At 50.6% G+C, this 19,925-nt stretch carries 17 protein-coding genes; 13 read left to right on the forward strand and 4 right to left on the reverse strand.

Annotated elements, in window-relative coordinates:
* Positions 1-8 precede the first annotated feature (8 nt).
* On the reverse strand, positions 9-1,457 hold the full coding sequence (locus tag JK216_RS02305; RefSeq protein ID WP_212711184.1) for an MFS transporter: 1,449 nt from the start codon (positions 1,455-1,457) through the stop codon (positions 9-11).
* Positions 1,458-1,554: 97 nt separating this feature from the next.
* Positions 1,555-2,724, reverse strand: coding sequence for a M20 aminoacylase family protein (locus JK216_RS02310; protein WP_212711185.1), 1,170 nt, complete (start codon positions 2,722-2,724; stop codon positions 1,555-1,557).
* A gap of 165 nt (positions 2,725-2,889) precedes the next feature.
* On the opposite strand from JK216_RS02310, the gene JK216_RS02315 reads away from it, so the two are divergent.
* Together JK216_RS02315 and JK216_RS02320 are read left to right on the forward strand one after the other, a co-directional pair.
* Positions 2,890-5,298 (forward strand): helix-turn-helix domain-containing protein, encoded by a 2,409-nt coding sequence (locus JK216_RS02315; protein ID WP_212707247.1) that lies wholly within the window; start codon positions 2,890-2,892, stop codon positions 5,296-5,298.
* 124 nt (positions 5,299-5,422) lie between these two features.
* Complete coding sequence (locus JK216_RS02320) at positions 5,423-6,625, forward strand: arabinose transporter (RefSeq protein ID WP_212707246.1); 1,203 nt, start codon at positions 5,423-5,425, stop codon at positions 6,623-6,625.
* A 129-nt stretch (positions 6,626-6,754) separates the two neighbouring features.
* On the opposite strand, the gene flk is transcribed toward JK216_RS02320, so the two are convergent.
* Positions 6,755-7,783 (reverse strand): flagella biosynthesis regulator Flk, encoded by a 1,029-nt coding sequence (gene flk / locus JK216_RS02325; RefSeq protein ID WP_212707245.1) that lies wholly within the window; start codon positions 7,781-7,783, stop codon positions 6,755-6,757.
* Positions 7,784-7,915: 132 nt separating this feature from the next.
* Positions 7,916-8,809, reverse strand: coding sequence for a DMT family transporter (locus JK216_RS02330; protein ID WP_212707244.1), 894 nt, complete (start codon positions 8,807-8,809; stop codon positions 7,916-7,918).
* A gap of 190 nt (positions 8,810-8,999) precedes the next feature.
* Between JK216_RS02330 and pdxB the strand changes: the two genes are divergently transcribed.
* From pdxB to JK216_RS02385, 11 genes are all read left to right on the forward strand, one after another.
* Complete coding sequence (gene pdxB, locus JK216_RS02335; RefSeq protein ID WP_212707243.1) at positions 9,000-10,136, forward strand: 4-phosphoerythronate dehydrogenase PdxB; 1,137 nt, start codon at positions 9,000-9,002, stop codon at positions 10,134-10,136.
* Between the two features lie 78 nt (positions 10,137-10,214).
* Positions 10,215-11,222, forward strand: a complete 1,008-nt coding sequence (locus tag JK216_RS02340) for an aspartate-semialdehyde dehydrogenase (protein ID WP_212707242.1) — start codon at positions 10,215-10,217, stop codon at positions 11,220-11,222.
* A 2-nt stretch (positions 11,223-11,224) separates the two neighbouring features.
* Positions 11,225-12,052 (forward strand): tRNA pseudouridine(38-40) synthase TruA, encoded by an 828-nt coding sequence (gene truA / locus JK216_RS02345; protein ID WP_212707241.1) that lies wholly within the window; start codon positions 11,225-11,227, stop codon positions 12,050-12,052.
* A 6-nt stretch (positions 12,053-12,058) separates the two neighbouring features.
* On the forward strand, positions 12,059-12,715 hold the full coding sequence (locus tag JK216_RS02350) for a DedA family protein (RefSeq protein WP_212707240.1): 657 nt from the start codon (positions 12,059-12,061) through the stop codon (positions 12,713-12,715).
* A gap of 151 nt (positions 12,716-12,866) precedes the next feature.
* Positions 12,867-13,778, forward strand: a complete 912-nt coding sequence (gene accD, locus JK216_RS02355) for an acetyl-CoA carboxylase, carboxyltransferase subunit beta (protein WP_212707239.1) — start codon at positions 12,867-12,869, stop codon at positions 13,776-13,778.
* 66 nt (positions 13,779-13,844) lie between these two features.
* A complete protein-coding gene (gene folC / locus JK216_RS02360; RefSeq protein WP_212711186.1) occupies positions 13,845-15,110 on the forward strand; it encodes a bifunctional tetrahydrofolate synthase/dihydrofolate synthase in 1,266 nt (421 codons plus the stop codon).
* On the forward strand, positions 15,100-15,918 hold the full coding sequence (gene dedD / locus JK216_RS02365; RefSeq protein WP_212709965.1) for a cell division protein DedD: 819 nt from the start codon (positions 15,100-15,102) through the stop codon (positions 15,916-15,918). The genes folC and dedD overlap by 11 nt, the downstream gene beginning before the upstream one ends.
* A gap of 215 nt (positions 15,919-16,133) precedes the next feature.
* A complete protein-coding gene (gene cvpA / locus JK216_RS02370) occupies positions 16,134-16,622 on the forward strand; it encodes a colicin V production protein (RefSeq protein WP_212707236.1) in 489 nt (162 codons plus the stop codon).
* Positions 16,623-16,658: 36 nt separating this feature from the next.
* On the forward strand, positions 16,659-18,176 hold the full coding sequence (gene purF, locus JK216_RS02375) for an amidophosphoribosyltransferase (protein ID WP_212707235.1): 1,518 nt from the start codon (positions 16,659-16,661) through the stop codon (positions 18,174-18,176).
* Positions 18,177-18,304: 128 nt separating this feature from the next.
* A complete protein-coding gene (locus tag JK216_RS02380; protein ID WP_212707234.1) occupies positions 18,305-18,877 on the forward strand; it encodes a UbiX family flavin prenyltransferase in 573 nt (190 codons plus the stop codon).
* Between the two features lie 261 nt (positions 18,878-19,138).
* Positions 19,139-19,921, forward strand: coding sequence for a lysine/arginine/ornithine ABC transporter substrate-binding protein (locus JK216_RS02385; RefSeq protein WP_212707233.1), 783 nt, complete (start codon positions 19,139-19,141; stop codon positions 19,919-19,921).
* The last annotated feature ends 4 nt before the right edge of the window (positions 19,922-19,925 follow it).

Here is a 19,925-nt window from a genome sequence, read left to right on the forward strand (position 1 = left end):
TATTTGTACTACTGTGAATGTTCGGTTTTACCGGCACTGGCAGGCACCATACCCCAGACGGCCAGTACCGACAGGATACAGAAACCGACATTAACCAGCAGGGCGGTCATTGCAGAAATATCTACCGAAATGCCCGATGCTTTCATGGCTGAATATATAGAGGCTGAAATAGCAACCCCGAATGCACCACCGAGAGAACTTGCCATTTTATACACGCCGGAAGCCGTGCCTATTTTATCCGACGGGGCATTAGATATGGCGGTATCTGTTGACGGAGTGGCATAAAACCCCAGACCTAAACCAAATAGCACAAATCCGGCCATCACAGAACTGATATATACCCCGTCAGTCAGAAATGTCAGAGACATCAGCGCCACACCCGCACCGGTCATCAGTGCACCGAAAATCATCGGTTTTTTTGCCCCAATCCATTGCAGTATTTTTTCTCCGACACGGATCATCACCAGTACAGCAATCAGGTAACCGATAGACAGCATTCCCGTCTGGAAGGGGCTGAACCCGCGTCCTTCCTGAACATAGGTATTGGTAACCAGTAATGTCCCGGCAACGGCATTCAGCATAAAATTAGAGAAAGTTGCGCCACTGTAAGGGGCATTTCTGAACAGTGAAAAGTCGATAAATGCCGCCGATTTTTTCACAGATTCAGTGAGGTAGAATAAAATCCCGCCAATGACACATAACACCAGTAATCCCAGGGTAATGATGTCACTCCAGCCCCATGCCGCGCCTTTGGTGATAACCAGGTTCAGACAGAGCAGGAAGATAACAAACAGTAACACACCCAGATTATCAAAACGGGTTTCACCGGTAGTGCGCGGGGCTTTTTTCTCCGGTACACCGCGCATCAGCAGCATCCCGGCGATGGAAAATATAATGGAAATAATAAATATCCATTGCCATCCAAACCAGGTAGCAATTGCGCCGCCCATCAGAGAACAGAATCCTGAACCGCCCCAGGATCCGATAGACCAGAAACTGAGAGCCCGCTGACGCTGTGCACCGCGGTAGTAGACTTTTAGTAACGCCAGGGTGGCAGGCATAATACAGGCCCCGGAAAGCCCCTGAATAATACGTCCGGTGATCAGCATGGCACTGCCGTCGGCAATAATCAGCAGCAAAGAACCGATAATACTCAGGATAAAGCCAAGATAGGTAAACCGCATCAGGCCAAATTTATCAGCCAGTCCCCCGGCAACCACAATAAAACAGCCGGAAAAAAGCGCCGTAGCGCTGATTGCCAGATTCAGGGACTCATTACTGATATTAATATCTTTTTGGATATCCGGTGCGATATTAAACATCGACTGCGCGAATAGCCAGAAAGTCAGTACTCCGAAGACAATACCTATAATAAACCTGTCGCCGGGCGGTTGCACCGGGTCTGGCAATACAGGATCATTTGCCGTGGAGACTCGTTTACTCTCATCACTTGACATATAAATTCCCTTTTTAATAAATAGTTCCTGAATCAATACTTCCTTCTTTGGCTATGTTTATTTTCCGGTGACGGGCAATATCAGGTTTATCCGGTGGTTATTTTAACCGGGATTCAACCAGCGCTGCCCAGCATGAGGCTGCCGGAATAATTAAATCATCGTTAAAATCGTATCCCGGGTTATGAACATTACAGAATCCCGGCTGGTCGCCATTACCAATCAGAAAATAGCTGCCGCACGGATTTGCCTCCAGCATAAAGGCGAAATCTTCACTGCCCATCAGCGGGGGAGTGCCGGTATGGACTTTCTGCGCGCCGAAGAGGTCGGTAGCGACCTGCGCCGCAAATGCTGTTTGCTGAGCATCATTTACCAGTACCGGACTGCCATTGACGTGCGTAATTTTTGCGGTAGCGGAAAAACTCTGTGCCTGGGCGGTGACCAGTTCATTAATCCGCCGGAGCAGTTGTTCACGCACCACGGGATTAAGGGCACGGACGGTTAATTTCATCAGTGCATAGTCATTCACCACATTGGGTGCGTCTCCGGACTGGATGCAGCCGACGGTGATCACTGCGGCTTCAGCCGGCGCGATATTACGGGAGACAATACTTTGTAACGCACAGCCTATCTGGCAGGCGATCAGGGTAGCATCCACACCTTTCTCCGGCATCGCACCATGGGCACCGATGCCGTTAATTTCTATATGCAGGGTATCTGATGAGGCCATCAGTGCCCCCTGGCGAAAATAAAACTCACCGGTTTTCATGCCCGGCATATTGTGCAGGGCAAAAATACTGTCACAGGGGAATTTTTCGAAAAGCCCGTCATCAAGCATCACTTTTCCGCCGTACAGTAACTCTTCTGCAGGCTGAAAAATAAGATGCAACGTACCATTAAAATGACGGGTTTCTGCCAGGTATTTAGCGGCACATAGCAGTATTGCCGTATGTCCGTCATGACCGCAGCCGTGGAACTTCCCTTCGTTATGGCTGCTCCAGGTTTTACCGCTTTTTTCATGAATCGGTAATGCATCTATATCAGCACGGATACCGAGGCGCTGTGGCCCGTCGCCTTGTTGTAACGTGGCAACCACACCGGTGGTGGCCATGCCACGGTGAATGCTGTACCCCAGTTTTTCCAGGTACTGCGCGATGAAATCACTGGTGCTCTGTTCTTCAAAACCGATTTCCGGATGCTGATGCAGCTGACGGCGAATCGCGATAAACTCATCAGCGCTTTTGGTAATACTATCAATAATATTTTTCATAAAGACCTCTTGCAGATAACGGGTATATAAATACTAGAACGATATGCCGGACAGAAACAGAGAAGTATTTGCACTAAAAAGGGGGTTTATTTGACTATTATCATCCCCTTATTTGTAAACAGGTAAAATAATCCCTATGAGTTATTTTACTTCGGGGGATTGTATATGCTGGCAAAACCACCGCCTGATTATGGATTACAGGCTTATTTTATAAGTTATTGTAAGAATTATGGGTATAACGGTATTACCTTTATTTATGTTATCAGTGGAAGTGTACGGGTAATCAGTGATAACCGGCAGGTTGTGCTGGACGAAAATGATATCATGACGATTAACCAGTCACAGGATTACAGTATTATCAGTGACCAGGATAATGTTGTTCTGCTTCTGGAAATATCCGGACATTTTATATCTCGCTATTATCGTAAATATTATTCTGAAAATTATGTAGTATTACCCGGAGAAGACGGGCGTTACCGTGAGGGGTATATAGATAACCTGAGGGATTTAATATTCAGATTATTTATCTGTCCTCTGAAAGGTAATGATGAAATTTTTCTTTTGGAATCGAACAGTATCCTGTCAAAGATCATGATGGTTTTAATCGCTTATTTCAGGGTGAGAAAAGAAGGCGGCGTGAAAAAAACATCAGGACGTAGCAGGAGGGTCGAGGAAATCGTAAAATATATAAATAATAATTATACATCACCCGTCTCTTTACAGCGTATTGCAGAAAAACAGGGGATGTCATTAAGTTATCTGTCGCGGCTGTTTAAACAGGAAGTAGGGGTCAGTTACCGGGATTATTTACATAACCGGCGTTTTGAATCGGCGATCATCGATCTGCTTAACAGTAACAAACCTAATTATCAGATTGCCCGGGATCATGGTTTTTCTGACAGCAGGCAGTTTGTTTCTTTGTTCAGAAAAAATTATCAGAAAACACCGTCCCAGTTCCGTCGTGATAACGCTTATCAGATCGATAGCAGCAGATCATCCCCGCAGATACGTGAGAGTATTGGTGTAGTAAATAAATTTTGCCAGCCGGTCAGCAGTGCAAGAGTACTTTCATTGTTAAGCCATATGCTGAATCAGACACAGGGTGAGGGGCATCATGAGGCGTTTTCCGGTATTGAAGAGTCGTCTGTCGATATTAGCCGCCAGCCGGCGATACTGACGCCCGCGAAAAGAGCAATTATTATCACCGTCGGTGAGTTTAGCGAACTGTTAAAAACGCAAGTACAACAGCAAATTAGTCTGCTATCACAGGCAGGTATTATCGATTTTGTTGATCTGTCACCAGGGATTTCAGTGACAGCGACAGGGCCCGGGTTTCACACTGACGAGCCGGTAAACACCTATTCAGCCTATGCGGATCACGATGCGGCGATTTCATTTCTTTACCGGCTGAATATCCCTTTGTTTATCAGGCTCCGTCAGCCGGCAACAGAGCCGCTGTCAGAACTTTTTATCCACCAGATGATGGGTTTCTTACAGCATTGTCTGCGGTTATATGGCCGGACATACGTTTCACGCTGGCATTTCGTTGCGGTGCCGGCAGAAGATGAGACGCTTCAGGCAGAAGGGAATCCGTTTTTCTGTGACCTGTTTTCGGCGATTAAGTCCCTGTGTCATGGGGTAAAAACCGGCGGAATGTGTTTTTTTCGTGACGGCAGGCTGACAGAGTATTCTTACCTGCGGGCAATGCCACTGTCGACGTTTATTGAGTTTATTGGTTGTGATATTGAGAATGATAACGGCCAAAACAGCGGGGCGGGGAACAGGTCTCTGCAGCAGCATACAACGGATATCGGAGAGCTTGTCCGGCAACTGACACGGTTGCTACAGGAAGAGTTGCTGTTTGCACCACTTATTCTGATGCGCTGGAACACACTGACCGGGGACACTCGTCATATCAACGGTAGTTTTTTTCGTGCAGCAATTATCTTTAATTTTCTGCAACAATTGCCGGCCAGTGTTTGTGGAGTCTCGCTGGCGTTAAATACCGAAATTCTGAAAGAAACCTTACCGTCACGTATTGATACCCGGGGGATAGCGGTTTTTTATACCGGTTGCCTGAAACGGCCGGTATTTTATGTGCTTGGTTTTATAAGAAGAATGCACGGCATTATCCTTGCGCAGGACGGTGATTATATATTAACAAAGACAGCCACCGGCTATCAGATGGTTGTGACCAATGCTGCGATTTTTGATCCCCGTCTTTCGGTACAGGAGTCGGTGATCCGTAATTTACGGAAGAAGAAAAAAATAGTGATTAATGGAATAGAAGCCGGGCAGTATCAGCTGACCCGCGCGATTTTTGACCAGCAACACGGTGATTTATATAGTCTGTTTCAGCTATTTCAGACTGAGTATGGGCGGGTTCAGGAAGTTATTGATTATCTTAACCGGCATACGGGGCCCGGTTTACGTGTTCGCGATGAATACCTGCCCCGGGATCAGTGGATATTGCTGGCAGAAATGGAAGCGAATGCGATCCACTTCTATGAACTGACCTTTATCGGACAGGGAGGCAGATTGGGCAAAGACGACGGGGTTACGGCGATAAATTGACAACCGGTACAGTTCTGTCAAAATCCTGGTTATTATTAGTTTGCTTATTACTTTTGCAGGGGCTTCCGGCGGACTTTCTGTTGAAGACGTCACCCCTGCAAGCCTTATAAGGACGTTCTCGTTTATGGCTGATACTTCCCCGCAGGATCCTCAGCAAGAGAGTGCATCATCTCTGCCGGTGGCTGTGACTTCTTTTTCGGTGTTTCTTACCTACCTGACAGCAGGCCTGGCGCTGCCGGTGATCCCGCTATATGTTCATCAGCAACTGGGAATGAACGATGTGATGGTCGGTCTGGCTGTCGGTATTCAGTTTTTTGCCACCCTGATGACACGCGGCTTTGCCGGTAAACGGGCTGACCAGAAGGGGGCCAGACTGACCACCTTACAGGGGATGATGGTCATTATTTTTGTCGGTGTTGCCTGTCTTGGATCAGCACTCTTCCGCGGATCGCTGGCGGTACAATTTGGTCTGTTAATTCTTGGCCGGTTATTGCTCGGATTCGGCGAAAGTCTGTTGTTTACCGGCAATCTGACCTGGGGACTGGGACTGATAGGCGCAAAACGATCCGGTATTGTGATGTCGTGGAATGGTATGGCTATCTACGGGGCTCTGGCGGCGGGTGCACCACTTGGTTTGTTGATCAACAACCATTATGGCTTTGTCGGAGTGAGCGCGGTGGCAACCCTGTGTCCGCTACTGGCACTGGCCTGTTGTTTTCGGATCCGTCCGGTCGCTGTCAGCTCCGGTAAGCGGCCGCCATTATTCAGCGTTGTCCGGCAGATCCTGACCCCGGGCACAGTACTGGCATTGCAGGGAGTGGGTTTTGCGGTGATTGGCGCATTCACATCACTGTATTTTGCTGACCGGCATTGGGGAAATGCCGGTTATACCCTGACTGCATTCGGGCTTTTTTATGTTGTGGTGCGTATTTTCTTTGGCGGATTGCCGGACAAAATGGGCGGGATCCGTGTGGCAATGATTTCACTGGGCGTGGAAACCGCGGGGTTGCTGTTATTGTGCACCGGCACTCAGGAATGGATGGCATTTGCCGGTGCGGCACTGACCGGCTGCGGATGTTCACTGGTCTTTCCGGCGATGGGCGTTGAGGTGGTACGCAGTGTCGAAGCAAAAGTCCGGGGAACCGCGTTAGGCTGTTTCTCGGCTTTTCAGGATATTGCTTACGGCGTCAGCGGGCCGGTTGCCGGCCTGCTGGCGAGTGGTTTTGGTTATGGCTCGGTTTATCTGGCCGGGGCCTGTGCTGCGTTTGGCGGGCTGGTGATCACTCTCAGGCTGCTTATTCAGTCAGGTAAACGGCGCAGTAGCTGACAGGCCGCCCGGGTTTCGGCCGATTGCAGGACCAGATTCCCTCTCTGCGCTTTATCGCCGGTTATAATCGCTGATACCGGCGGTAAAATTAACCGGAAATGCTGCGTTGTTTCACCATAACTGTGACCGTTAAAATAGCCACAGTACCACGATGATTATCAACAACGGAATCACCAGCAGCCATAGCCGCGATAAACCGGTGTTACCCGGCACGACAGCTGCTGGCGGAAGCTGAGTAGTGAGTGGCTGAGGAGGCACAGCCATTTGTTTTCTGTTTGCACGGATAAGTTGTTCTGCACGTAAACGAAACAGTTTATGCAGTAAATCCTGTGCCTGAATGTCGGTCAGTTGCTGCCCCTGAACTGACGGAAATTGTTGTTCACAATAGCCGATCAGTTGCCGGGTTTCGCTGTCAGAGGCCGGGTGTTTCAGCGATTTTAATAATTCCGCCAGCGTCACCGGCTGTGTCCGGGTATGCAGTGTTATTTTCGCCTGCAGGTACTGTGTCAGCAGCGGGTAGAAGCGCGACGGGATCGGATCACCATTTTTTAACGATAGCAGGCTGAATAAACTCTGCCATACGCTGGACGGTGACTCTCCGCCGGAAATTGTCAGTTTAAGAACCTGCTGCTGTAAACTCTGATGTTCGGCAGGCAACAGTGTCCGATCCGTGGTACGGATTTGCTGTGGCGACGGAATATCCATTTGTCCGTTTTTCAGCATAGTCAGTACCTGCTGCAGTTGTTGCTGAGTCAGGGAGCTGAGCACGGTCTGGCCGAAATTCTGGCGAATAAAGCTACTGACGGCCTGCCGGTTATTACCGACCGGCAGCAGATCAGTCAGTTGCTGCAGTAAAATTCGTGCGGAACGGGCATTTTGCTCCTGAAGCAGACGATCAGTCAGCCATTTTTCAGCAGCAGGGAAATGGCTGGATAACAGCTCATTATCACTCTTAACCCCGGACTGATGACGGATCCCTGCCCATAGCTCCGCAGATTTCAGAGAGCTGATTGCCATAATTTTGACAATAATTCGTTCCAGTGTGGTGCGTTGCGCGCTGGTCAGGGCAACAGACGACACTGCAGGATGTGTATCTTTTGGATGAGCAGAGGGTGTTCTGTCACCGGTGACCTCAGAAGGGCCGCGGAGTGGTTGCATGACAAACATTCCAGCTAGTAGAGAGAATTCAGCCCGGGGTAAGCCGGAGTAACGGCGGGTATGATAACAACCTCCCTGTAAAATCCAAAGAGCTATACAGAAAGAATTGTTCAGCGCCGGTGCATATAATCCCTAGCGGGGCTTATTTCCTGTACGCCGGCCAACAGGAATGCGCAACCGTTGCGCCAGAATGACGCCAGCCAGTGTCAGTGATCCGCCAATCCAGTGCCAGCTATGCATTTTCTCATGCAGACAGGTGATTGCGATCACTGCGGTAAATACCGGGGCAAGATTGAGAAAGATACTGGCGGTATTGGCTCCGAGCCGCATCACCCCCTGGATCCATAAATAAGGCGCAATAATGGAAGCCGCAATTGCCGCATAGAGTACCAGCGGGATATTTTTAGCGGTCAGGGCCACTGACGGGGTGATTAAAAATCCGGGCAACAACATTAAAACGGCAAACAGGATTTGGATATACAGGCTTTGCCACCGCGGCAGATCCATTGACCAGCGTTTAGTGAGCACACCGTATAAGGCATAGGCCGCTGCTGCTACTATCATCATCAGCTCACCACTGCCAAGTCCCTGTGACAGTAATTGTTGCGGATGACCGTCACTGATAAGCCATGCCAGTCCGGCAAAAGAGATAACAGCACCGAGTACAATTCCGAGTGTCGGTGTCAGGCGCAGAATAAACAGGCTAAAAATAACCGTCAGTAGCGGAATGCTGGCGATCAGGATACCGATAAATAATGCACTGACGGTCCGGGCGGCATAATAGGCCAGGCTCTGGTATAGCACCATACCCAATGCGCCAAGTATCAGTAGTTTCAGCCACTCCCGGGACAGGGCTGTGCGGTGACGGATCACCCCCGGTAATACAAAAGGCGTCAGCACCAACAGAGCGAGCATCCAGCGGTAAAAAGAGATGGCTTCCGGTGTGATCACCCCGACCGACAGTTTACTGACAATCGAGTTCACCGCCCAAATCAGGACAGCCCCCAGAGGAAACAAAAAGTTCATCGCCCGTTCTTCCATATCATATCAGCGTATTCTCTGTGGTTTTAGCGGTTCAGGAACCAATAATAAACGGCTGATAAGATGAAGCACAAACGGGGCAAAGGCAAGCTATTCAGCCGGCAATCGCCGGATGTTTTCTACCCCGCTTTATGACAGAATATTATGATATTTCCGGTTCAACAGGACAAATCCAGTGAAAATTGTTGTCGATGAAAATATGCCGTATGCACGTGAGTTATTCAGCCGTCTGGCTGAGGTTGTGGCAGCACCGGGGCGGACCTTGTCATCCGGGGAATTAGCCAGTGCCGACGGGCTGATGGTCAGGTCAGTCACCAGGGTGAATCGTCAGCTTCTGGCAGGCAGCCGTGTCCGTTTTGTCGGTACTGCCACCGCCGGTCAGGATCATGTCAATAGTGACGAGTTACAGGCGGACGGCATCGCGTTTTCGGCTGCACCGGGCTGCAATGCGATAGCCGTCGTGGAATATGTGTTTTCGGCGTTACTGGCACTGGCTGAACGCGACGGTTTTCTGCTGACCGATCGTACCGTCGGGATTGTCGGTGCCGGTAATGTCGGAGGCCGGTTACAGAAACGGCTGGCAGCCGCAGGGATTAAAACCCTGATTTGCGATCCACCGCGGGCCGACCGCGGGGATGAGGGTGAATTCCATCCGCTGGAGACTCTGGTCCGTAAAGCCGATATTATTACCTTTCATACGCCATTATTTAAAGACGGCCCTTATAAGACGTTACATCTTGCTGACCAGTCATTGCTGGAGAAACTTGTCCCCGGCGCCATCCTGATTAATGCCTGCCGCGGTCCGGTGGTTGATAACCAGGCATTACTGGCGGTGCTGGAAAAGCGCAGTGATTTGTCTGTGGTACTGGATGTCTGGGAGCCGGAACCGGAACTGTCATTACCGTTACTGGAAAAAACGGCTATCGCTACCGCGCATATCGCCGGTTATACCCTCGAGGGTAAGGCCCGCGGCACCACCCAGGTGTTTGAAGCCTGGTCGGCGTTTGTCGGGCAGCCTTGTCAGGTGGCTTTAAGCGAGTTACTGCCGGTGCCGGATATCCGCCAGATTACCCTGCACGGGGAATGTGATCAGGCAATGCTAAAACGTCTGGCACATCTGGTGTATGATGTGCGCCGCGATGATGCCCTGTTACGTGCCGTCGCGTCACAACCGGGTGAGTTTGATCGTCTGCGTAAGCAATATCAGGAGCGACGTGAGTGGTCTTCGCTGCAGGTTGATTGTGATAACGCGGCAACAGCAGATAAACTGCGGCAACTGGGTTTTGATGCAAAATTTAGCGGTGATTGCTGAGTCTGTCGGCAATCACCATATCCTGTTCAGGCGGTGTCTCTCACCGCTTTATTTTTTGTTTTTCTGGAGTAAACCAACATGTCTGACGGCTGGAATATCGCCCTTTTAGGGGCAACTGGCGCAGTGGGAAGTGCTGTACTGGAGTTATTGACGGAGCGTCAGTTCCCGGTTGGTGATTTATTTTTACTGGCCAGTGAAAGCAGTGCCGGTGAAACGGTACGTGTCGAGGGTAAAAATCATCAGGTACTGAATGCTGAAGACTTTGACTGGTCGCAGGCGCAGCTGGCCTTTTTTGTGGCAGGGACCGAAGCGTCAGCCCGCTACGCAGAGCAGGCGGCCAATGCCGGTTGCCTGGTGATTGACAGTAGTCCTTTATTTGCGTTGTCGCCGGACGTGCCTCTGGTTATCGCTGATGTTAACCCACAAGTGTTAGCCGATTACCGTAACCGCAATATTGTCAGTGTCGCCGACAGTCTGGTCAGTCAGCTGCTGTGTGCAGTGAAACCGCTGGCAGATAATGCCGGGCTGGGACGTTTGCAGGTGACGAATCTGATGTCGGTCTCCAGCCATGGAAAAGCCGCAGTGGACGGGTTAGCCGGAGAAAGTGCCCGTTTGCTGAACGGTATGCCGGTTGAAGAGTATCATTTCGGCCGGCAGCTGGCATTTAACCTGTTGCCTTTACTGCCTGATGAGCAGGGCAGTGTGGCGGCCAACCGCCGGATGGTGGATCAGGTGCGTAAAATTCTGCAGGACGAAGGGCTGCCGGTTTCCGTCAGTTCTGTACAGGCACCGGTCTTCTACGGTAATGCCCAGAGCGTACAACTGGAGTGTCTGCGCCCTTATTCTGCCGGGGAAGCACGTAATGACCTGGCGATGTCGGGTGATATTCTGCTGAGCGATGAAGGTGAATTCCCGACACCGGTCAGTGATGCGACTGGCAGCGGGCAATTGTGTATCGGTTCGTTACACAGTGACTATGGTATTCCTGAGCAACTGCAATTCTGGTCAGTGGCTGATAATATCCGCTTTGGCGGGGCACTGATGGCGGTTAAAGTCGCCGAGCAGCTGGTGCAGGAGTATCTGTAAACATGTCTGATGTAAAGACGCGCAAGCTGGCACTGGGAATTGAATATGATGGCAGCCGTTATTACGGCTGGCAGCGTCAGCCGGAAGTGCGCAGTGTGCAGGGCTGTCTGGAAAAAGCCCTGTCGCAGGTCGCGAACCATGAAGTCAGTGTGTTTTGTGCTGGCCGGACGGATGCCGGAGTGCATGGGACAGGTCAGGTGGTGCACTTTGAAACGACGGTGCAGCGGGCCGACAGTGCCTGGACGCTGGGTGTGAATGCTAACTTGCCAAAAGATATCGCGGTCCGCTGGGTCACTGAGGTCTCTGACGATTTTCATGCGCGGTTCAGTGCGACAGCCCGGCGTTACCGTTACATTATTTACAACCAGCGGTTGCGTCCGGCGATTTTAGGGCAGGGGATCACCCATTTCTATCACCCGCTGGATGAAGCCGCAATGCATCGGGCCGCCCAGAGTCTGCTGGGGGAAAACGATTTTACCTCTTTCCGGGCTGTACATTGCCAGTCTAAAACGCCGTGGCGGAATATCAGTCATATCCATGTCTGGCGGCAAGGGGCGTTTGTCATCGTTGATATTAAAGCCAATGCTTTTGTTCACCATATGGTACGTAATATTGTCGGCAGTCTTATGGACGTGGGATGCGGTAACCAGCCGGAGTCCTGGATAGGGGAACTGCTGGCTGCGAAAGATCGCAAGCTGGCATCAGCGACGGCCCGTGCTGAAGGGCTGTATCTGGTCGCTGTCGACTATCCGGCCGTTTTTGGTTTGCCGGAGCCGGAGCCGGGCCCGTTATTTTTGGTCAGTGATTTTTTTTCACAGAATAAAGGATAGAAATTCATGGAGTACGTCCATTTCATTATTGATTTTATCCTGCACATTGATGTGCACCTCGCGCGGCTGGTTGCCGATTACGGGGTATGGATTTACGCGATTCTGTTCCTGATCGTTTTTTGCGAAACCGGGCTGGTGGTAACGCCTTTTTTACCGGGGGATTCCCTGTTGTTTGTCGGCGGTGCCCTGGCTGCGCTGCCGGGAAATGATCTGAATATTCATCTGCTGGTACTCTGTATTGTCATTGCCGCCATTGCCGGTGACGCAGTCAATTATACTATTGGACGCTTATTCGGTGAAAAACTGTTCAGTCGTCCGGACTCAAAAATATTTCGTCGCAGTTATCTGGAAAAAACCCATCAGTTTTATGAAAAACATGGCGGGAAAACCATTGTGTTTGCCCGTTTTATCCCGATAATTCGTACTTTTGCGCCGTTTATCGCCGGAATGGGTAAAATGTCTTACCGTCAGTTCGGGCTGTTTAATATTGCCGGCGGAGTTGCCTGGGTATTGCTGTTTAGCTATGCCGGGTATCTGTTTGGCGATTTACCTGTGGTACAGAAAAATCTCAATTTGCTGATTGTTGCTATTATTGTGATTTCGATATTGCCCGGCATTATCGAGGTCTGGCGGCATCGCAGACAGGCCACCCGGAAAACGTAGTTTTTCCCGCAGGCCCCTGACCGTTAAACCAGATTTTTATCCACAGCGTGGACAGGTTGTGGTTTAATGGGCGTCATTTACCGGCTGTTGGATAAAAATTCAGCAGAAATAAAACAACTGGATAACCCAGGTTCAAACAGAAAGGTCATCAATGAGCTGGATTGAACGCATTCTTAATAAAAGTAATGTCACCCCTGCGCGTAAAGCGAGTATTCCTGAAGGGGTTTGGACGAAATGTGATAGCTGCGGCCAGGTGCTCTATCGCGCGGAGTTAGAAAGAAATCTCGAAGTCTGTCCGAAATGTGATCACCATATGCGGATGCATGCCCGTGACCGCCTGACGTCATTTATGGACCAGGGCACGATGGTTGAACTGGGCAGCGAGCTGGAACCGAAAGATATTCTGAAGTTCCGTGACTCGAAAAAATACAAAGACCGTTTGCTGGCAGCACAGAAAAGTACCGGTGAGAAAGACGCGCTGGTGGTGATGAAAGGTGAACTGCACGGTATCCCGGTGGTGGCTGTCGCGTTTGAATTCTCCTTTATGGGGGGGTCAATGGGGTCAGTGGTCGGTGCCCGTTTTATCCGTGCTGCAGAACAGGCGCTGGAAGATAACTGTCCGCTGATCTGTTTCTCGGCCAGTGGCGGCGCGCGTATGCAGGAAGCATTAATGTCACTGATGCAGATGGCTAAAACCAGTGCTGCACTGGCAAAAATGCGTGAGCGCGGACTGCCGTATATTTCGGTACTGACAGATCCGACCATGGGTGGTGTGTCAGCCAGCTTTGCTATGCTGGGTGATCTGAACGTTGCCGAGCCAAAAGCCCTGATTGGTTTTGCCGGTCCGCGGGTTATTGAGCAAACAGTACGTGAAAAACTGCCGCCGGGCTTCCAGCGCAGTGAGTTTCTGATCGAGAAAGGGGCGATCGATATGATCATCCGCCGGCCGGAAATGCGCTACAAACTGGCCAGTCTGCTGGCGAAAATGATGAACCTGCCAGCTCCTTTGCATGATGGTGTTGAATCTGACGTTGAGACCACACCGGACCATAACGAGGCCTGACAGTAATGATAAAGACGCTTTTACAGCGTCTTTTATTTATGTACCGCAACAACATCAACGGGACACATGGAAAATCTTCACCGACCTCAGGCCACGTCTCCTCTTGCTACGTGGCTGACTTATCTGGAAAACCTGCACAGCCAGGCGATTGACTTAGGTCTTGAGCGTGTGCGTCTGGTTGCCTCTCAGCTTAACCTGCTAAAACCTGCCCCTTTTGTGTTTACTGTGGCAGGCACTAATGGCAAAGGCACGACCTGCCGTACCCTCGAAACCTTGCTGATTGCGGCGGGATATCGGGTTGGCGTATACAGTTCTCCTCATCTGGTCCGTTATACAGAACGGGTGCGTATTCAGTCTCAGGAACTCAGTGAGGCTGAGCATACGGCAAGCTTTGCGGCGATCGAGCAGGGCAGAGGGGACACCTCCCTGACCTATTTTGAGTACAGCACGTTGTCGGCCCTGTATCTGTTCCGGCAGGCTGATCTGGATGTGGTGATCCTTGAAGTCGGGTTAGGTGGCAGAATGGATGCGACAAATATTGTTGATGCCGATGTGGCGGTTGTCACCAGTATTGCCCTCGACCATACGGACTGGCTGGGCGCGGATCGTGAGAGTATCGGCCGTGAAAAAGCCGGCATTTTCCGCACCGGCAAACCGGCAGTGGTGGGTGAACCGGATATGCCCGCCACTATTGGTACCGTCGCGGCGGATAAAGGAGCTATCTTACTGCAACGTGACTGGCAGTGGTCTTATACCGAACAGCAGGGCAGCTGGGATTTTCGTGATATTCAGGGAGAGCTGCGCCAGTTACCGCTGCCGCGGGTTCCTCTGCCGAATGCGGCTACCGCGCTGGCGGCGTTGCGGGTTTCCGGGTTACAGGTCAGTGAAGCCTGTATCCGTGAGCACCTCGCCAGCGCAGAGTTAACCGGACGTTTTCAGACAATCAGCGAGTCACCGCGAGTGATCCTGGATGTCGCCCACAATCCCCATGCGGCAGCGTACCTGGCATCGCGGTTAGCCGCCTTAGGAGCTACCGGTAAGGTGCATGCGGTGGCCGGGATGCTGCATGATAAAGATATTGCCGGAACACTGGCACAACTGACGCCGCAAGTCGATTACTGGTATTGTGCGCCTCTTGAAGGGCCGCGTGGAGCCAGTGCTGAAGAGTTAGTCTCGCATTTGCCTCAGGCAGCCAGCTTCTCTTCGGTGGCGGAAGCCTGGTATGCCGCCCGCGATCGGGCAGCGGCTGAAGATATTATTCTGGTTTGTGGTTCTTTCCACACCGTAGCACAGGTGATATCTGTCTCAGGGGAGGGAGGACGTGGCGAGTAAATTTCAGAATCGTTTAGTCGGCACCATTATTCTGGTGGCTGTCGGAGTGATAGTCCTGCCGGGCCTGCTGGATGGTAAGAAAAAGCACTATAAAGAGGAATTTGCTTCAATTCCGCTAGTGCCTAAGCCCGGTGATCAGCAGGACAATGATCTGGTGCCTCCGGTCACTCAGCCTCTGAGTGGACAGCCGGCCCCGGCACCGGTGTCCGGCAATACTGCTGCCAGCGGAACCGGCACTCAGCCAGTGGCAGCACAGCCTCAGGTTACAGCTCCGGTACCTGCCGCCCCGGCTCAGATACAAAGCTCGCAGGCTGCCAGTGCTGCCCTGCAACAGCAGGAGGCCGCACGCCAGAAGCAGGATCGTTTAGTGCGTCAGCAGGCAGAGCGTGAAGCCAGTGAAGCTAAGGCTCAGGCCAGGGCACAGCGTCAGGCCAGTGATGCCGCAGAAAAAGCACGGCAGCTGCGGGCTGAACAGGAACGCCAGCGTGCACTTCAGGCATTGAATGATCAGTCTTCCGCACCCGCACCGGTTAGCGGAACCAGTAATACAGCAGAAACGCCGGCAGGACAGGCGTATGTTATTCAGTTGGGCGCCTTAAAAAATGCTGCCAGAACCAGTGAAATAGTCAGCGAACTGCGCAGTGCCGGATTCCGCGCTTACTCTCTGCCGGCGACCCCGGTACAGGGCCAGTTAAACCGTATTCTGGTCGGGCCGGACAGTTCGAAAAGCCGTCTGCAGTCGCAGCTGGCAGCGCTGAAGAGCAAAACCGGTCTGAGTGGTGTTGTCAGGCCTTATTCTGCCCGCTGACAGACAGTATCTGATCAGTAAATTGGGCAGTTTTTTGTATATCTCCATATAAAACATATGGTTAGTTAGTTGTTATTGTCAGGGCAATGAAACGAAATTTTCATTGCCCTTTTTCTCTGCCGTCGGGGGAAAACGCTACGCAAACGTTTTCTTTTTCTGTTAAAATGCGCCCCGAACCGATTGCAGAAAGGATAAATGTTGCAGCGGAAGAGCTCATGAACTGGATTGATTACGTCATTATCGGGATAGTCGGATTTTCAGCGTTAGTTAGCCTGATCAGAGGATTTGTGCGTGAAGCCTTATCTTTAGTCACCTGGGGATGTGCTTTTTTTGTTGCCAGCCATTATTTTTCCTATCTTGCGGTCTGGTTTACCGGGTTTGAAGAGCCCATGGTTCGTAATGGTGTAGCAATTGCCGCGTTATTTATCGCGACGCTGATTGTCGGAGCTATAGTGAATTACGTGATTGGATCTCTGGTCGAAAAGACCGGATTGTCCGGCACGGACAGGGTACTGGGTGTCTGTTTTGGCGCGTTAAGAGGGGTGCTGATTGTATCGGCAATTCTTTTTTTCCTCGATACATTCACGGGTTTTTCCAAAAGTACTGACTGGACACAATCGCAGCTGGTTCCGCAGTTTAGCTACATCATCAGATGGTTTTTTGACTATTTACAGAGCACGTCGAGTTTTTTACCCCGGCCATAACAGCGGGGGGATGTGGCTTAATGAGGAAATGACAACATGTGCGGTATTGTCGGTATCACCGGATTTCTGCCGGTCAACCAGTCTATCTATGATGCATTAACTGTATTACAGCACCGCGGTCAGGATGCTGCCGGTATCTGTACCATTGATGCAATGAATTGCTTTCGCCTGCGAAAAGCAAACGGACTGGTGAGCGATGTGTTTGAAGCACGTCATATGCAGCGCCTACAGGGGAATATGGGGATTGGCCATGTTCGTTACCCGACAGCAGGAAGCTCTAGTGCCTCGGAAGCCCAGCCTTTTTACGTAAACTCTCCTTATGGCATCACCCTGGCCCATAACGGAAATCTGACTAACGCCCATGAATTGCGTTCCCGGTTGTTTGAACACGGGCGCCGCCATGTGAATACCACCTCAGACTCTGAAGTCTTACTGAATGTCTTTGCCCAGGAACTGGACCGTTTCCAGGACTATCCGTTATCGGCAGACAATATTTTTGCAGCGGTAGAGTCACTGCATAAACAGGTACGTGGTGCTTATGCCGTCGTCTCCATGATCATCGGCCATGGCATGGTTGCTTTCCGTGATCCTAACGGTATTCGTCCTCTGGTTCTGGGTAAACGGGTATTACCTGATCAGCGCACAGAATATATGGTCGCCTCTGAGAGTGTGGCACTGGATACATTAGGTTTTGAATTTATCCGTGATGTGGCACCGGGCGAAGCGGTTTATATCACCGAGAAAGGCGAACTGTCGACCCGACAGTGTGCCGAAAACCCTAAAACGCATCCCTGTCTGTTTGAGTATGTCTATTTCGCCCGCCCGGATTCATTCCTCGATAAGATTTCGGTCTACAGCGCGAGGGTACGGATGGGCACTAAACTGGGTGAAAAAATTGCCCGTGAGTGGGAAGATCTGGATATTGATGTGGTTATCCCTATTCCGGAAACATCGACGGATGTGGCTCTGGAGATTGCCCGTATTCTGGATAAACCTTACCGGCAGGGATTTGTGAAAAACCGCTATGTCGGGCGTACCTTTATTATGCCGGGCCAGCAAATGCGTCGCAGTGCTGTACGACGTAAACTGAACGCAAACCGTGCTGAATTCCGGGATAAAAACGTATTACTGGTGGATGACTCGATTGTACGTGGTACCACCTCAGAGCAGATTATTGAGATGGCCCGTGAAGCCGGGGCAAAGAAAGTGTATCTTGCCTCTGCGGCCCCGGAAGTACGTTTCCCTAATGTGTATGGTATTGATATGCCGAGCGTCACCGAGTTGATTGCTCATGGTCGTGAAGTTGACGAAATTTGCCAGCTAATTAAAGCCGATGCCCTGATTTTCCAGGATCTGAGCGACCTTATCGCTGCCGTGCGCGAAGAAAACCCGGACATCAGCGAGTTCGATTGTTCTGTGTTTGACGGTATTTATGTCACCAAAGACGTGGATCAGGGATATCTGGATTATTTACAGGCTTTGCGTAATGACGATGCGCAGGCTGTTGCCAGACAAACGGAAGTCGAAAACCTGGAATTACATAACGAAGGGTAAGCCCTTTGATATTCTCAGGAAACACAACAGGGCGGATTTCCGCCCTGTTGTGTTACAGGAAATCTATTCGCCTCAATGGCCTGTGACACGTTATTATGCACACTTTAATGTGTTATCCGGAGCAGGTTATGAAAAGACTCATTGTCGGGGTGTCAGGTGCCAGCGGCGTTATTTACGGTATTCGTCTTTTACAGGTACTGAAAGAGGTACCGCAGGTTGAAACTCACCTGGTCATGAGTCAGTCAGCGCGTCAGACACTTGCTTTGGAAAGTGACTTCTCTGTACGTGATGTGCAGCAACTGGCGGATGTTGTTCATGATATTCGTGATATTGGTGCCAGTATTTCCTCCGGCTCCTACAAAACGGATGGAATGGCCTTATTACCCTGCTCAATGAAAACCCTGTCCGGCATTGTGCACAGCTACAGTGATAACTTACTGATCCGCGCTGCCGATGTGGTACTCAAAGAGCGGCGTCGGCTGGTGCTTGGGGTACGGGAAACGCCTTTACACCTTGGTCATTTAAGAATGATGACCACTGCCGCAGAAATGGGGGCCATTATTATGCCTCCGGTCCCCGCATTTTATCACCGCCCGCAGAACGTCATGGATATCGTTGATCAGACAGTGAACCGTGTTATTGATCAGTTTGATATTGAATTACCGAAAGATTTATTTGCCCGCTGGCAGGGCAAAAGCTGATCCCTCAGGGCACCAAAACAGAGCAATTACATACCGGGGCACTATCAGAGTGCCTTTTTTGCACCATTAGGGTGCCTGAGTGTAAATAGCAAGCCATCCGGCAGTGCGACGCCGGGGGGGTAGGCTGCGCCATACATAACATCCGGTGCCGGACGAAGGGGCTGGCGGGAAGATAACTGCCTGGCATGAAATGTGCTAAAGAATCAGTGAGCACACAACATTTATTACTCAACACTATAAAAATTAACCTGAGGGCAGTCCATGAAAAAGCGAGTATTAGCTCTTTCTCTGATGCTGGCATTCTCCAGTGCCGGCAGTGTTTTTGCAGCAGTCCCGAAAACGCTTCGTATCGGAACTGATCCGACCTATCCGCCCTTTGAATCAAAAAATGCCAACGGCCAGCTGGTGGGGTTTGATATCGATTTAACCAATGAAATTTGTGCCCGTATTCATACCAAATGTACTTATGTGGAAAGTGATTTTGACGGGCTGATTCCGTCACTGAAGGCGGAGAAAATAGACGCAATTATCTCTTCATTGTCGATTACCGAAAAACGTGAACGTGAGATCGCGTTCTCGGAGAAACTGTATGCGGCTAACTCCCGGCTGGTGGCGAAGAAAGGGTCAGTCTTACAGCCAACAATCGCTTCACTGAAAGGTAAATCCATCGGTGTTGAACAGGGGACGACCCAGGAGACTTATGCTAACCAATACTGGCGTCCGAAAGGCGTGAATGTGGTCTCTTATGCCGGACAGGATCAGGTGTATCAGGATTTGAATGCCGGGCGTATCGATGCGGCTTTCCAGGATGAAGTACAGGCCGAAGAAGGCTTCCTGAAAAGTCCGGTGGGTAAAGCCTATGCCTTCTCTGGCCCGGCAGTTAAAGATGATAAGATTTTTGGTGTCGGTACCGGAATGGGGCTGCGCAAAGGTGATAATGAGCTGAAAACCGCAATAGATAAAGCCTTCGAGTCAATGCGGCAGGATGGTACTTACCAAAAACTGGCGAAACAGTATTTCGACTTTAATATTTACGGCGATTAGTGCG

Source organism: Tatumella sp. JGM94 (genome assembly GCF_018257595.1).
GTDB classification, from domain to species: domain Bacteria; phylum Pseudomonadota; class Gammaproteobacteria; order Enterobacterales; family Enterobacteriaceae; genus Tatumella; species Tatumella punctata.